General features: G+C 43.0%; 15 protein-coding genes. 14 read left to right on the top strand and 1 reads right to left on the bottom strand.

Annotated features, from left to right (window positions below; translation table 11 throughout):
- The first annotated feature begins 4 nt into the window (after positions 1 to 4).
- Both thiH and ACYQ0N_RS11710 read left to right on the top strand, forming a co-directional pair.
- On the top strand, positions 5 to 1,165 hold the full coding sequence (gene thiH / locus ACYQ0N_RS11715; RefSeq protein ID WP_460162758.1) for a 2-iminoacetate synthase ThiH: 1,161 nt from the start codon (positions 5 to 7) through the stop codon (positions 1,163 to 1,165).
- 2 nt (positions 1,166 to 1,167) lie between these two features.
- The gene (locus tag ACYQ0N_RS11710) at positions 1,168 to 1,746 is read left to right on the top strand and encodes a thiamine phosphate synthase (protein ID WP_177531718.1); all 579 of its coding nucleotides are present in this window, start codon (positions 1,168 to 1,170) and stop codon (positions 1,744 to 1,746) included.
- 46 nt (positions 1,747 to 1,792) lie between these two features.
- On the opposite strand, the gene ACYQ0N_RS11705 is transcribed toward ACYQ0N_RS11710, so the two are convergent.
- Entirely contained in the window at positions 1,793 to 2,671 is an 879-nt protein-coding gene (locus tag ACYQ0N_RS11705; protein ID WP_460162757.1) for a leucine-rich repeat domain-containing protein, read from the bottom strand.
- A 315-nt stretch (positions 2,672 to 2,986) separates the two neighbouring features.
- Here ACYQ0N_RS11705 and ACYQ0N_RS11700 point away from each other — a divergent pair, with 315 nt between their 5' ends.
- The 12 genes from ACYQ0N_RS11700 (at position 2,987) to ACYQ0N_RS11645 (ending at position 14,426) form a co-directional block, all read left to right on the top strand.
- Positions 2,987 to 4,072, top strand: coding sequence for a DUF3048 domain-containing protein (locus ACYQ0N_RS11700; protein ID WP_460162756.1), 1,086 nt, complete (start codon positions 2,987 to 2,989; stop codon positions 4,070 to 4,072).
- 62 nt (positions 4,073 to 4,134) lie between these two features.
- Entirely contained in the window at positions 4,135 to 4,755 is a 621-nt protein-coding gene (spoIIR, locus tag ACYQ0N_RS11695; protein ID WP_460162755.1) for a stage II sporulation protein R, read from the top strand.
- Between the two features lie 227 nt (positions 4,756 to 4,982).
- The gene (infC, locus tag ACYQ0N_RS11690; protein WP_177531760.1) at positions 4,983 to 5,510 is read left to right on the top strand and encodes a translation initiation factor IF-3; all 528 of its coding nucleotides are present in this window, start codon (positions 4,983 to 4,985) and stop codon (positions 5,508 to 5,510) included.
- 15 nt (positions 5,511 to 5,525) lie between these two features.
- Positions 5,526 to 5,729, top strand: coding sequence for a 50S ribosomal protein L35 (gene rpmI, locus ACYQ0N_RS11685; protein WP_177531714.1), 204 nt, complete (start codon positions 5,526 to 5,528; stop codon positions 5,727 to 5,729).
- A gap of 31 nt (positions 5,730 to 5,760) precedes the next feature.
- Entirely contained in the window at positions 5,761 to 6,114 is a 354-nt protein-coding gene (gene rplT / locus ACYQ0N_RS11680) for a 50S ribosomal protein L20 (RefSeq protein ID WP_177531713.1), read from the top strand.
- 78 nt (positions 6,115 to 6,192) lie between these two features.
- Positions 6,193 to 7,011: a TrmH family RNA methyltransferase gene (locus ACYQ0N_RS11675; protein WP_460162754.1), complete on the top strand. Its 819-nt coding sequence runs from the start codon at positions 6,193 to 6,195 to the stop codon at positions 7,009 to 7,011.
- Positions 7,004 to 8,260, top strand: coding sequence for a DNA-processing protein DprA (gene dprA, locus ACYQ0N_RS11670; protein WP_460162753.1), 1,257 nt, complete (start codon positions 7,004 to 7,006; stop codon positions 8,258 to 8,260). The genes ACYQ0N_RS11675 and dprA overlap by 8 nt, the downstream gene beginning before the upstream one ends.
- 41 nt (positions 8,261 to 8,301) lie before the next feature.
- Positions 8,302 to 10,380 (top strand): type I DNA topoisomerase, encoded by a 2,079-nt coding sequence (topA, locus tag ACYQ0N_RS11665; RefSeq protein ID WP_177531710.1) that lies wholly within the window; start codon positions 8,302 to 8,304, stop codon positions 10,378 to 10,380.
- Positions 10,381 to 10,392: 12 nt separating this feature from the next.
- Entirely contained in the window at positions 10,393 to 11,685 is a 1,293-nt protein-coding gene (gene trmFO, locus ACYQ0N_RS11660) for a methylenetetrahydrofolate--tRNA-(uracil(54)-C(5))-methyltransferase (FADH(2)-oxidizing) TrmFO (RefSeq protein ID WP_177531709.1), read from the top strand.
- A 17-nt stretch (positions 11,686 to 11,702) separates the two neighbouring features.
- Positions 11,703 to 12,686, top strand: a complete 984-nt coding sequence (plsX, locus tag ACYQ0N_RS11655; RefSeq protein WP_177531708.1) for a phosphate acyltransferase PlsX — start codon at positions 11,703 to 11,705, stop codon at positions 12,684 to 12,686.
- Positions 12,687 to 12,703: 17 nt separating this feature from the next.
- Complete coding sequence (gene rnc / locus ACYQ0N_RS11650) at positions 12,704 to 13,408, top strand: ribonuclease III (protein ID WP_177531707.1); 705 nt, start codon at positions 12,704 to 12,706, stop codon at positions 13,406 to 13,408.
- Positions 13,395 to 14,426 (top strand): elongator complex protein 3, encoded by a 1,032-nt coding sequence (locus ACYQ0N_RS11645; protein ID WP_460162752.1) that lies wholly within the window; start codon positions 13,395 to 13,397, stop codon positions 14,424 to 14,426. Before rnc ends, ACYQ0N_RS11645 begins: the two co-directional genes overlap by 14 nt.
- Positions 14,427 to 14,490 lie beyond the last annotated feature (64 nt).

The raw sequence follows: 14,490 nt of genomic DNA, 5'->3' as shown, positions 1-14,490 counted from the left end.
AGATATGATAAAAATTCGGGATACAGATCATATGGAATATATGGAGGGAATGGAAAAATCAGATCACTCCATTATGAATAAGGTTCTGAAAATGACGGACGAGTATGACTATCGCAGATACAACGCTATAGATGTAAAAAACGTTTTGAATAAGGAAACGCTCGGCGCGGAGGATCTGGCCGTACTGCTTTCTCCGTCCGCCGAGCCGCTGCTGGAGAAAATGGCGCGGCGCGCTAAAATTGAAACGGCAAAGCATTTTGGAAATACAGTTTGTATGTTTACTCCGCTTTATATTGCAAATTACTGTGAAAATTACTGCGTTTACTGCGGGTTCAACTGCTCTAATAAAATCCGGAGGGGAAAGCTTTCAATTGACGAGATAGAGTCAGAATACAAAACTATTTCTGAAACCGGTTTAAGAGAAATACTTCTGCTTACCGGTGAATCAAAATCTGCTTCTCCGGTGGAATATATCGCGGAAGCGGTAAGTCTTGCAAAAAAATATTTTTCTACTATCGGGGTCGAGGTATATCCTATGAATTCCGATGAATATGCTGTGCTCAGAAAGGCGGGCGCGGATTTTGTCAGCGTTTATCAGGAAACCTATAACACCGTAAAGTACGAGGAGGTTCATCTCAGGGGACCTAAGAGAGTTTTTCCTTACCGTTTCAATTCGCAGGAGCGTGCGCTGATGGGAGGAATGAGAGGCGTGGCTTTCGGCTCTCTTCTTGGACTGAGCGATTTCAGAAAGGACGCTTATGCTGCGGGACTCCACGCTTTCTTTATTCAGAAAAAGTATCCGTGGGCAGAAATATCGTACTCTCTGCCTCGACTGAGGCCGTATATAAACAATGCGGACAATAATCCTAACGATGTTCATGAAACTCAGCTATTGCAGGTTATGCTGGCCTACAGAATTTTTATGCCATATGCCGGTATTACTATTTCAACACGGGAGAGAGCGGGATTTAGAGATAATGTGGCGGGATTGGCGGCTACAAAAATATCTGCGGGAGTGAAGGTCGGAATAGGCGGACACGGAGATAATGAACAAAAGGGCGACGAGCAGTTTGAAATATCGGATCCCAGAAGTGTTGAAGAGGTCAGAAAGGCATTGATTGATAAGGGACTTCAGCCTGTATTTACAGACTATGTGAGGGTTTGATAATGGTTATAGCTGTTACGAACAGAAAGCTTTGCAGGGACGATTTCGTCAGTCGGGTAAGAAGTATCATGGACGCGGAGCCTTATGTGGCAGTATTGCGTGAAAAGGATCTGACAGATTATGAATATCTAAAGCTTGCCGAAGAAATTATAGCCGGCAATGATAAATACAGACGCGTTATTTCGCTTAACCGTCCCCGTACTGCCGCTGCGCTTGGAGTTGTAAACGTACATCTGACAATTTCGGATATAAGCAAAAACGGTCGTCCGTCCGGTTTCGAGCGCGTAGGAGTTTCAGTTCATTCTCCTGAGGAGGCTGTAGCTGCGGAAAGACTTGGAGCGGATTATCTTATCGCAGGACATATTTATGAAACAGAATGTAAAAAGGACCTTGAACCAAGGGGGATTTCTTTTTTGAAGAAGGTTGTAAAAAGCGTAAGTATACCGGTATTTGCAATAGGGGGTATTTGCGCTGAGAATTATCGTGAGCCGATAGAAAACGGCGCTTATGGGGTATGCTTGATGTCTGAGCTTATGACCTGCTGTGAGCCGTATAAAAGAATAATTGAATATAAGAGTTAAAATAAAAAAATCCGTTCAGCATAATTTCTGACGGATTTTTTATTTTTCAGAAGGCTCTTCTCTTTTTTCTTTTTGATTTGGTGATTATAGCATACATGAGAAGGGCATATATGACGGCAAACGGAATCCACGCCAATATGCCTGCGGCGGTATCGGCGCTTATAAAGCTTCTGTTTTCATAATAAACTCTTTCTCTGAATTTCAGATTGTTTTCATCTGCGTAATGCTCGGCTATAGAATCGGAGTCTCCTGTTATTGTTATATCTTTAAGAGTGCCCTCGCAGGAAAAACCGATTGCATATCGTCCAACAGATAAAAGCCCGTCGGGAAGTCTGACCTTATTAAGCTTTTCGCAATTATAAAACGCATAAGAATCTATATTTTTCAGTTCTCTGTTTATATTAAGGTCATATAGGGATGCACAGTCCGCAAAGCTGTATTCTCCTATATCAGTAACGCTTGGCGGAAAAGAAAAGCTTTCAAGGCTTTCACAGCCATAAAAGGCGTAATCGCCGAACGACAGAGGAGAAGAATTGATACTGACGCTGTCGAGAGATTTACAGCCATAGAATGTTCCTTCCGCTATTTTTGAAATTTTTCCGTTTATTACCGCGGTTTCAAGAGACGTGCATTCATAAAATGCGTGATGACCGATCTCCGTAACGCTTTCCGGTATCACAATCTTTTTTAAATCTGAGCACTTATAAAATGCGTTTTCTCTGATTTCCATTACTTTTTTTCCGTCTATTACCGACGGAAGCTCTAAGATCTCAGGTTTTCCTTCAAAGCCCGTTATAACCGCATGATTATCGGATATAATATATGTAAGCGTACCGCAGTAGCTCAGCGCGCCGGCGTGTAAGCTTCCTTCAGCAATAAGCATTGAACAGCTAAATAATGCTAAAATGAATCTGAGTTTTTTCATTTGTAATCCTCCGTTTATTTTTTGTAACAATTCTGTAATAATATTTTATATCGAACAGACACGGTTTGTAAATACGTTTCACACGTGTTTTCATCGTATTTTCTCGACAAACTGCGGCTGTTTTATGAGGATATAATCGTTAAACGAAATAAAAAAGAGGATTATTCGGTTATAAATTCAGACGGAAGCATATTGACAAAACTTTTGGAATTTGATAGTATTTAACGGTATGAAAATTAGACGCAAGCAGAAGCTTGATAATATTATTTCTGGATTTAAAGGTTATTTTATATAAATTTATCATGGAGTAAAAAAATGAAAAAAATCAAAGCTATCGCAGTTTCTCTGTTAATGGTAACATGCCTTGGGGCGTGTTCACAGCCTGAAAAAGGCGGGAATTCTTCCGAATCCGATCAGATATATTCATCGGAGAAATCGGAAGCAGAGGATGAAAACGCACAGGAAAACAAGGTTAAAAACCCTCTGACCGGAGAATACGGCTTTAATGCAAATGCCGTTGGCAAAAGACCTGTTGCTGTAATGGTAAGCAACATAAAGGCGTCTCTTCCGCAATATGGTATAGACGACGCGGATATAATTTACGAGCTTCCTGTGGAGGGCGGAATAACAAGACTCATGGCTGTTTATGCGGATTATACCGAGGTTCCTGATATATGCTCCGTAAGAAGCTGCCGTTATTATTACCCTATCTTAGCGTATGGAATGGACGCTATTTATTGTCATTGGGGAACGGACAGGACAATAGCTTTGGATACGCTTAACGATTTAGGTATAGACCGTTTCGACGGAAACGATTCATCTTTGGGATACGGTACCGTTTTTGTCAGAGATGAGAACAGAGCGCAGTCCTATGCGACTGAGCATACCGGCTGTCTGAAGGGCTCCGAGCTTGAGCGGGCTATTGCAGATATGGGCTATAGGACAGATATAAATGAAGAAAACGCGGGAGGCGCGTTTGTTTTCAATTCTCCCGATACTCCCGAAGCTCCGGAGGGAACCGTCTGCATGTCTGCGGAGCTGGAATTTTCCTATGATTATTACAGCACGTTTGAGTTTGACAGTGAAAGCGGAACGTATTTAAAATATCATTCCGGATCGCCTCATAAAGACGGCGTTACCGGTAATCAGCTTGAATTTACAAATGTGTTTGCGCTTGAAACCGATATTTCCGTCAGAAGCGACGGAAAGCTTATGGATATAGGTCTCGACGGCGGAAGCGGTTATTATATTTCAATGGGGAAAGCTCAGCAGGTTTCATGGTCTAAAGAATCTGCCGGCGCGCCCGTTAAGATATACGGTCAGACGGGCGAGCTGATTTCAGTCAACGCAGGAAAGAGCTATATTGGATTTATCGAGGGTGCGGATATAGATTTGCAGTAACTTTTTTATGTGAATGAATAATATCTGATTTTTATGCCAATGTTACCGTTGAGGTGATTGACATGAAAAAAACAGACATTATTTTACTTACAGGCTTGATCGGAGCTATATTATATTCCAATTTTGCACAGGTGGGATTTGTCGTTTCAAATCTGGAAAACGACGTTCTCAGAATGCACATACTTGCCAATTCGGACAGCGAAGAGGATCAGCGGCTTAAACTTAAAGTTAGAGACAGGCTGCTTGAATGCTCTGACGAGATATTCGGAGGTTGCGAAACTCTCGAGGATATGGAAAGCGCCGCCGGAAGCAGGCTGGATTATATAAACGGAATCGTACTTCAGGTTATAGAAGAGAACGGTTTTGACTACGGCGCTCAGACTAATCTTGTTAATATGGATTTTGACAGCCGTGTTTACGGCAATATCACTATGCCAGCCGGAAATTATGAGGCTTTACGAGTTACTATAGGCGAAGCGGAAGGGCATAACTGGTGGTGCGTAATGTATCCGCCGCTGTGCATACCGGCCGCGGAAACCGTTGAATCCGACGATGAAACCGCAAAGGACTATTTCAGCAAGGAGGAGCTTGACCTTATGGAAAACCCCGATGATTATCAGGTTAAGTTAAAATGCGTAGAGGTATTTAAAGGACTGAAAAGTAAAATCAAGAAAATTTTCTGATTTTTTATAGAAAAGACTTGACAAACCGTAATAAACAGATTATAATTATTTAGTAAAAACAAAGCAGAATATCAGTTCTCACCATACGGCTCGTTATGCTGTTATGGTCAATATAGATAATTCGCGGTTTTCCGCCTATGATTTTATTGAGCGCTGATTTTATATCTGCGCTCATTTTTATTTTTGGCGATAATTAATTTTTACGCCCTAATTAATGCTTGGAGGTGCTGACTATTAGCAAACAAGAACTGCAGATCAACGAAGAAATCAGGGATAAGGAAGTATTGCTGATTGACGTTGACGGAACAAAACTCGGCGTTATTTCTGCCAGAGACGCTCAGAAGATGGCTTATGAAAAGGATCTTGACCTGGTTAAGATTGCTCCGAATGCAAAACCGCCGGTTTGCAGAATTCTCGATTATGGAAAATTCTGCTTTGAACAGGCTAAGAAGGAAAAGGAAGCAAGAAAAAATCAGAAGGTAGTTGAAATCAAGGAAATAAGAATGTTTTCCGCAATAGACACTCACGATTTTAATACAAAAGTAAATCAGGCGATTAAGTTTCTAAAAAACGGGGACAAACTCAAGGTTTCCGTAAGATTCCGTAAGCGCGCGATTGCACATCCTCAGCTTGGCGAAGAGCTTCTTAATAAATTCAAGGAAGCGTGCGCAGAAGCCGGCGTTGTTGATAAGCCTGCTAAAATGGAAGGCCGCAGTATTGTTATGTTCATGTCGCCGAAAGCATCTACTAAATAAAAGGAGGAACCTGTTATGGCAAAGGTTAAGGTTAAAACTCATTCAGGCGCTAAGAAGCGCTTTAAGCTGACTAAAAACGGCAAGGTTAAATATCAGCACACAAACAAAAGACATAGACTTACTCAAAAGGATACAAAGAGAAAGAGAATCGCCCGCTGCTCAGGAGTTGCAAGCGAAGCGAACGCTCCGACAATTAAGAAGTTAGTTCCTTATAAGTAATTATTGAGATGTAAAACGGAGGTATAAGACTATGGCACGTGTTAAGGGTGCGATGATGACTCGCAAGAGAAGAAATAAAACTCTCAAGCTTGCTAAGGGCTATTGGGGCGCAAAGAGCAAGCATTTCAAGATGGCAAAGCAGGCCGTTATGAAGTCCGGCAACTATGCTTATGCCGGACGTAAGAAGAAGAAAAGAGATTTCAGACAGCTTTGGATCACAAGAATCAGCGCTGCCTGCAAGCTTAACGGCATCAATTATTCACAGTTTATGAACGGCGTTAAGAAGTCGGGTATCAGCCTGAATCGTAAGATGCTTTCAGAAATTGCAATCAATGATCCGGCAGGCTTTACAGCTATCGTAGAGAAGGCAAAGGCTGCCATTTAATCAGATAAAAACACGCTCTTATCCGTAATTAGAGCGTGTTTTCGTTTAAATTCAGATTGAAAGACGAGGTTGATGTATTTGCCGGGAAATGAATATTTTAACGGTTTTAAATTTATAAAATCAGCAGATAATCCCTCTATGAGGCTATTTCGCAGAATAATGTCCTCAAAGAAGGAGCGTATAAGATATAAATTATTTCCCCTTGAAGGACTTCGGCTTGTGACGGACGCCCTTAAAAATAATGCGCCTGTTAAAAAAATATTTCTTACCGAATCCGCTTATGAAAAATATGCCGCAGGTATTAATGAACATTGTTTAAACGGCATTGATATATCGGTTATTACAGACGAGCTTGGCAGAAAAATTTCTGATACTGAGAATACTCAGGGAATATTCGCTCAATGCGGTTTTATAAACGACGACGGACTTGGCGAAAAGCTGAAAAGAGGAGGCAGATACATAGTACTCTACGGACTTCAGGATCCCGGAAATGCCGGAATGATAATAAGAACTGCCGACGCTCTTGGACTGGACGGAGCAATTTTCTGCAAAAGCTGCGATGTATACAATCCTAAAGCTATACGTTCTACGATGGGGGCAATATTCAGAATACCCGTTTACAGGAATGTTGAAAAGGAAGAGCTATTGGAAGCGCTGAATGAAGCGGGGCTGAAAAGCTATGCCGCTGTTGTGAATAATGCGGAGCGCGATGTTAAAAGGATTGATTTCAGTAAAGGCGGTGCGGTATTTATCGGAAACGAAGGAAACGGTCTTGACAGTGAAACGGCTATGGAATGCTCGGAACGGATAACTATTAAAATGAGCGGCAATGCAGAGTCGTTAAACGCGGCAATGGCGGCTGGTATCATTATGTGGGAGCTGATGAGATTTGACTGAAAATACACGCTACTGGATATGGTTTGTTATGGCGCTTCGTCCCGGAAACGAAAGAATATGGGAGATGATAAGTCCTTTCGGGAATGTCAGAGACGCCTATGAGGCTGTCAGCGGAGGAGATCATCCGTCGTTGAGCAGCGCTGAAATACGTGCCGTAAAAACTACTCATATAGAACAGTGCGACAGCATACTCGAATATTGTGGTAATAAGGGATTTAATATACTGACCTTTGAGGATAAAAATTATCCGCCGCTGCTCAGGAATATTTATAATCCTCCTGCCGTACTGTTTTGTATGGGTGATATTGAAAGCTTTAATAAGTATCCGGCATTATCTTGCGTCGGAACGAGAAATCCCTCTGCATACAGCCTCGAGGTTACCGAAACTATCTGCTCTGAACTGGCAAGGAGAGAATTTACTATTGTAAGCGGCTTTGCATTAGGTCTTGATTCGTCGGCTCATAAGGGTGCTCTTAAAGTCGGAGGAAGAACAGCCGCTGTGCTTGCATGCGGTCTTGATGTTGACTATCCGCGTGAAAATGCCAAGGCAAAGGATATAATTGCCCGAAACGGGATTGTTATTTCGGAATATTTTCCCGGAACGCGTCCCGACAGATTTTGCTTTCATACAAGAAACCGTATAATTTCCGGACTGACGTTCGGAACGCTTGTTACAGAGGCGGATGAGATAAGCGGGGCTCTTATTACAGCGGAGCATGCTTCAGAGCAGGGAAGAACTGTTTTTTGTATTCCTCCTGCGGATATATTTGACAAAAGGTATGCAGGAGTGGTAAAATATCTGCGGGACGGCGCCGTTCCCGTGTTCAGTCATCTGGATATACTTTACGATTATTATACCTCAAGTTATTTCAGAATGCTCAAAAGCGAATTTGAAATACCGGAGATAGTTACTGAGAGCGGAGATATACCTAAAAGGGACAGCCGCACCGCTAAGAGAAAACGCGGAAAGTCCGTAGAAAAGAAAAGCGCGCGGGAAAAAGCGCGTACAGCTCAGAAGGAAACGACAGCGGATTATAACGACGGACCTGACGTATTGCTTGAAGATTTGAGCGGGGATCAGCTTGCCGTCGTAACCGTTTTGAAGAAAGGCGATTTGTATCTTGACGATATTATCGAGAAAACTGAAATAGATTCGCTGAATATATTGGCGGTCCTGACGGAGCTTGAGATAATTGGAGCTGTTCGGCTTAAAGAGGGCAGAAAATACGGGCTTTCAGAAAAAAATTGAAAGGAGAATTTTCCGTTTATAACCGGAAAATATTAACATATATGTCGGATCTTGTTATTGTTGAGTCTCCCGCTAAGGCTAAGACTATAAAAAAATACCTTGGCGGAGATTATGAGGTTATAGCGTCCATGGGGCATGTCAGGGATTTGCCTAAGTCTAAAATGGGAATAGATTTTGAAAACCATTTTCAACCCCAATATATAAACATGAAGGGTAAAGAGGACGTTATAAAGGAACTAAAAAAATACGCTAAAAAAAGCGGTAAAATATACCTTGCGACTGACCCGGACCGAGAGGGAGAGGCTATATCTTGGCATATAGCGCAGATGCTTGGTCTTGATCTTAATGAAAACAACCGCGTTACCTTTAATGAAATAACAAAAAGCGGTATAAAGGCCGGAATGGATAATCTTCATAAGATAGACATTGATCTTGTTAACGCTCAGCAGGCAAGAAGAATTCTGGACAGGATCGTAGGCTATAAGCTTAGTCCGTTTCTTTGGAAAAAGGTAAAAAGGGGACTTTCAGCAGGCAGGGTTCAGTCTGTGGCGGTTAGAATGATTGTAGACAGGGAAAATGAGATAAAAAATTTTGTTCCCAAGGAATACTGGAGTATTGACGCTAAATTTACTGCTCCGTCGAGCAGAAAGGTTTTTGCCGCCAAGCTTGCAAATATAGACGGAAAAAAGGCGGAGCTTGAAAATAAGGATCAGACGGACAGTATACTTAAAAGACTGGAAAATGCGCAGTATATTGTAACAGACGTTAAGAAAAGGGTAACAAAAAAGCAGCCGGCGCCTCCGTTTATAACTTCAACTCTTCAGCAGGAGGCTTCAAGGCGTCTGGGCTTTCAGGCAAAGCGTACTATGAAGGCGGCTCAGGAGCTTTATGAGGGCGTAGAAATAGAGGGTATGGGCGCTGTAGGTCTTATAACCTATATGAGAACGGACAGTCTGAGAATATCGGACGAGGCAAGAGACGCGGCGGCTTCATGTATAGAAAATATTTTCGGTAAGGACTATCTTCCGTCGTCGCCGAGAGTATTCAAGAGTAAGAAAAACGCTCAGGACGCGCACGAGGCTATCCGGCCGTCTCTTCCGGATCTTACTCCGGACAGAGTTAAGGCAAGCCTTACTACAGATCAGTTTAAAATATATAAGCTTGTATGGGAACGTTTTATTGCCAGTCAGATGGCTAACGCTTTGCTTGATACGGTATCGGTTTCCATAGAAGCCGAGGGCTGCATATTCAAGGCGTCAGGCTACTCGGTAAAATTTGACGGCTTTACAAGGCTTTATGAAGAAAAAAAGGAAGAGGACGAGGAAAACAATAAAATGCTTCCGCCGATTGAAAAGAAAGACGTTTTAAAGCTCAAGGAGCTTGCGGGAAACCAGCATTTTACTCAGCCGCCCGCAAGATATTCCGAGGCGTCGCTGATTAAGACTATGGAGGAAAACGGAATAGGCAGGCCAAGTACTTATGCTCCCACCATTACAACCATTATTTCACGTCTTTATGTTGAAAGAGAAGGAAAGCAGCTAAAGCCCACTGCTCTGGGCGAGGTCACGACTGATCTTATGAAGGATCATTTCAAGCACATAGTCGACGCCAAGTTTACCGCTAAGATGGAAAATGATCTGGACGCGGTTGAGCGAGGAGAAACGGACTGGGTCGATACGCTTGACGCGTTTTATCAGGATTTTGAAAAGGTTCTCGAGAAAGCTGAAAAGTCAATGGAGGGAAAAAGAGTCAAGGTACCGGACGAGGAAACGGATATTGTGTGCGATCAGTGTGGAAGAAACATGGTAATAAAAATAGGAAGATTCGGTAAATTTCTGGCTTGTCCGGGATTTCCAGAGTGTAAAAACACTAAGAAGATAGTTCAGGAAACAAAGGGAACATGTCCTCTATGCGGACAGAAGATCATACTGAAAAAATCCAAAAAAGGCAGAAGCTTTTACGGCTGTGAAAATTATCCAAACTGTAATTTTATGACATGGAATATGCCTGTGGAGGATAAATGTCCAAAGTGCGGCAACACGCTTTTCAAAAAGGGCGGAAAGTCGGGAAAGCTCATATGTGAAAAGCCGGATTGCGGATATGAAAAGGATCTGACTTAAAGGGAGATTAAGATGGTTAAGGTTATAGGCGGAGGACTTGCAGGATGCGAGGCGTCGTGGCAGATAGCAAACGCCGGAATCGCTGTAGAGCTTTATGAAATGAAGCCGCACAAGTTCACTCCCGCTCATCATTATAAGGGACTGGCGGAGCTTGTATGCTCCAATTCCTTGAAGGCTTCAAGGCACGATTCTGCCGCAGGATTGCTTAAAGAGGAAATGGAGCTGCTGGGCTCATTGATAGTCCCATGCGCAAAAGCAAATGCAGTCGAGGCGGGAGGGGCTTTGGCGGTAGACAGGGAAAGTTTTTCCGACAGCGTGACTGAAAAGATTACCGCTCACCCTCTTATAACCGTAATAGACAGGGAAATTACCGATATACCGGAGAATGAAACGGTTATAATTGCAACAGGTCCTTTGACCTCCGGCGGACTGGCGGAAAGCATTAGAAAAAAGTGCGGGAATTATCTCAGCTTTTTTGACGCCGCAGCTCCGATAGTGACCTTTGAAAGCCTTGACAGGGATAAAATTTTCTTTGCGTCGCGCTATGACAGAGGCGACGCCGATTATATAAACTGTCCGATGAATAAAGGCGAGTATGCCGCATTTTACAATGCTCTGACAGAAGCGGAAAGAGCTCCGCTGAAAGAATTTGACAAAAGGGATTTTAAGGTCTACGAGGGCTGTATGCCGATAGAGGCGCTTGCCGGAAGAGGCGAGGATACAATGCGTTTCGGTCCCCTTAAGCCTGTGGGACTTATAGACAGGCGGACGGGAAAAAGACCTTATGCCGTAGTGCAGCTTAGGAAAGAAAATAAGGCGGGAACTATGTATAATCTTGTCGGCTTTCAGACCAATCTTAAGTTCGGAGAACAGAAAAGAGTGTTTTCTATGATTCCCGGGTTAGAGAACGCTGAATTTGTCCGTTACGGGGTTATGCACAGAAATTCCTTTATAGACAGTCCAAAGCTTCTCTGTTCAGATTATAGTCTGAAAAGCGATTCCGATATTTTCTTTGCCGGTCAGATCACCGGAGTAGAGGGGTATATTGAATCGGCGGCAAGCGGTATAATGGCCGGAATCAACGTCGTAAGGCGCATAAAAGGAAAGGCTCCTATGGTTTTGCCGCATGAAACTATGATCGGCGCGCTGACCGCTTATATTAGCGGAGGCTGCAGCGGAGAATTTCAGCCTATGGGCTGTAATATGGGCATACTTCCGGAACTGCCGGAAAGAATAAAGGATAAGAAAGTAAAATATGCCGCATATGCCGACAGATCCTTGGCGGCGCTTAAAAATAATTTATAATAAAAGAGCTGAGATTTATGAATATTATTGTTGACGCATTCGGCGGAGATAACGCTCCCCTTGAGGTTATAAAAGGATGTAAGATTGCCGAGGAGAATCTCGGAGTAAAAATAACGCTTACCGGAAACCGTGAGATAATAGAAAGGATCTCTGATGAAAACGGAATCGATATCGACGGTATGGATATAATACATACTGATTCTGTAATCGACATTCACGAAAAGCCGACGGAAATTATTAAAAGCAGGAAGGACTGCTCTATGGCGCTTGGTCTGAAGGCGCTGTGCGACGAAGGAGGAGACGCCTTTGTAAGCGCGGGAAGCTCCGGGGCTCTTGTGGTTGGAGCAACATTTATCACAAAGAGGATAAAAGGCGTTAAAAGAGCGACATTAGCGCCGATTCTTCCCACGGCTAAAGGCCGTTTAATGCTTGTGGACGGCGGCGCCAACGACGACTGCCGTCCGGAAATGCTGCTGCAGTTCGGTATTATGGCCTCCGCCTACATGGAAAAGGTAAACGGAATCTCAAAGCCTAAGGTCGGACTTGTCAATATTGGTATTGAGGATACAAAGGGCAGAGAGCTTGAAATTGAAGCATATAAGCTTTTAAAGGAATCTGAGCTTAATTTCTGTGGAAACCTTGAGGCAAGGGAACTGCCTAAGGGTGAATTTGAAGTTGCGGTAACAGACGGCTTTACCGGAAATGTTATTCTGAAACTTTACGAGGGCATGGGTTCGTTTTTTTCAGGTAAGCTTAAGGAGATATACGGTGGATTAGCGGGTAAGCTGTCAGCGATGCTCGTTTATAAAAAGATCAAGGCGTTTAAGAAGGCTATGGATTATACGGAGGAGGGCGGAGCAGTTTTGCTGGGAGTCAATAAGCCGGTTATCAAGGCGCACGGAAGCTCGGACTCCAAGGCGTTCTATAACGCTATAAGACAGGCTAAGGCCTGCGTTGACGGAAATGTTACGGAAACAATTATAAAATCAATTGAAAAATAAGGACGGTGAAGAATTGAATGGAACAGCTGAACGAGCGTATTGAGGAGCTGGAAAAGCGACTGAAATATAGTTTTAAAAATAAGCAGCTTCTGATTGAGGCGTTGTCTCATTCATCTTATGCGAACGAAAAAAAGAAGCTTCGCCATAGTAACGAAAGGCTGGAATTTTTAGGCGACAGCGTTCTGTCTATAGTAGTTTCACAATATCTATTCCTGCATTTTACACATCTTCCGGAGGGTGAACTGACAAAAATAAGGGCGTCTTTGGTGTGTGAGAAATCGCTGCATGAGTTTGCAAAGCAGATCAGACTGGGGGATTTTATTCTTCTGGGAAAAGGCGAGGAAAATACCGGAGGACGAGAAAGACCGTCAATTTTAGCGGACGCTTTCGAGGCGGTTATCGCGGCTATTTACCTTGACGGAGGAATAGACGCCGCGACTACGTATGTTTTGGGTTTTGTTCCGGAGGATATAGACAGCAGAAAATCATCGGCGTTTAATGACTATAAAACCGTCCTTCAGGAAATTATCCAGAAGAATCCGGAAGAAAAGGTTGAATATCATCTTGCCGGACAGTCCGGTCCGGATCATAACAAGGCGTTTAAGGTTCAGGTATGCCTTAATTCAAACGTAATAGGAACCGGCGTTGGAAAAAGCAAAAAGGAAGCGGAACAGATGGCGGCAAAAGAAGCGCTGGAGCTTATGGGATATGAAACACAGTAATATATCAATATTTGTGCCGCATGCCGGATGTCCTCATCAGTGCAGCTTTTGTAATCAGAAAACGATAAGCGGAGCGCAGTATGCTCCGACAGCCGACGATGTTCATAGAATATGCCGTCAGGCTTTGAATGAAGTGAGGGATAAAAAAAACTGTGAAATAGCTTTTTTCGGCGGGAGCTTTACAGCTATAAACAGAGGATATATGACTTCTCTTCTCGAAGCTGCAAAATGCTATATCGGCGCGGAAGGTTTCAGAGGCGTTAGGATATCAACCCGTCCTGATTTCATTGACAGGGATATTCTGGAGCTTTTAAGGTCGTATGGAGTTACGTCCATAGAGCTTGGAGCCCAGAGTATGAAAAATCATGTGCTTGAGGCTAACGAAAGGGGACATACCGCAGAGGACGTTTACAATGCGTCGGCTTTAATTCGTGAATATGGATTTGAGCTGGGCTTACAGATGATGGTGGGGCTTTATCGGAGCTCTGTTTATGATGAACGCAAAACAACTGAGAGAATTATGAAAATTCATCCCGATACGGTAAGGATATATCCGGTTGTAGTATTAAAAGGTACTAAGCTTGCGGATTTGTATGAATCAGGTAAGTATAAGCTTATGCCTTTTGACGAGGTTGTTGAGCTTTGCGCATATATGCTTGAGGAGTTTGATATTAATGGCATTGAGGTTATTAAGTGCGGACTTCATGCCTCGGACGGAGTTGAGGGAGAAATGGTTGCGGGCTATTATCATCCTGCGTTTAAGGAGCTTTGCGAAGGTTTGCTTTACAGAAAAGGCATGGAGTATATTATTCGGGATATACTTCTAATCAATTCTGCGGGAAATAGTTTTATTGAAAGTAAACAAAAAGCTTTTACCTTTGCTGTTAACCCTTCCTGCGTCAGTAAAGCGCTGGGGCATAAAAAATCAAATGTTGAATATTTCAGAAAAATGGGTGTTGATATAAGAATAATCGGCGATAAAGAGATTCCGAAATATCAATGTGAGATGAAGGAGTAACGCTCCAAAACAGAAAAATCAGCGGCAAGAAATCTTAAGCTTAGAATATTTTTTGCATTTTTAC

This window comes from Ruminococcus sporogenes (assembly GCF_054655175.1).
This window is presented reverse-complemented; position numbering and strand designations above follow the sequence as displayed.

What these genes read in the sequence shown, in the direction of transcription:
- thiH (WP_460162758.1), top strand. Translation starts at nt 5, where the DNA reads ATGATAAAAATTCGGGATACAGATCATATGGAATATATGGAGGGAATG.
- ACYQ0N_RS11710 (WP_177531718.1), top strand. Translation starts at nt 1,168, where the DNA reads ATGGTTATAGCTGTTACGAACAGAAAGCTTTGCAGGGACGATTTCGTC.
- ACYQ0N_RS11705 (WP_460162757.1), bottom strand. Translation starts at nt 2,671, where the DNA reads ATGAAAAAACTCAGATTCATTTTAGCATTATTTAGCTGTTCAATGCTT.
- ACYQ0N_RS11700 (WP_460162756.1), top strand. Translation starts at nt 2,987, where the DNA reads ATGAAAAAAATCAAAGCTATCGCAGTTTCTCTGTTAATGGTAACATGC.
- spoIIR (WP_460162755.1), top strand. Translation starts at nt 4,135, where the DNA reads ATGAAAAAAACAGACATTATTTTACTTACAGGCTTGATCGGAGCTATA.
- rpmI (WP_177531714.1), top strand. Translation starts at nt 5,526, where the DNA reads ATGGCAAAGGTTAAGGTTAAAACTCATTCAGGCGCTAAGAAGCGCTTT.
- rplT (WP_177531713.1), top strand. Translation starts at nt 5,761, where the DNA reads ATGGCACGTGTTAAGGGTGCGATGATGACTCGCAAGAGAAGAAATAAA.
- topA (WP_177531710.1), top strand. Translation starts at nt 8,302, where the DNA reads ATGTCGGATCTTGTTATTGTTGAGTCTCCCGCTAAGGCTAAGACTATA.
- trmFO (WP_177531709.1), top strand. Translation starts at nt 10,393, where the DNA reads ATGGTTAAGGTTATAGGCGGAGGACTTGCAGGATGCGAGGCGTCGTGG.
- plsX (WP_177531708.1), top strand. Translation starts at nt 11,703, where the DNA reads ATGAATATTATTGTTGACGCATTCGGCGGAGATAACGCTCCCCTTGAG.
- rnc (WP_177531707.1), top strand. Translation starts at nt 12,704, where the DNA reads ATGGAACAGCTGAACGAGCGTATTGAGGAGCTGGAAAAGCGACTGAAA.
- ACYQ0N_RS11645 (WP_460162752.1), top strand. Translation starts at nt 13,395, where the DNA reads ATGAAACACAGTAATATATCAATATTTGTGCCGCATGCCGGATGTCCT.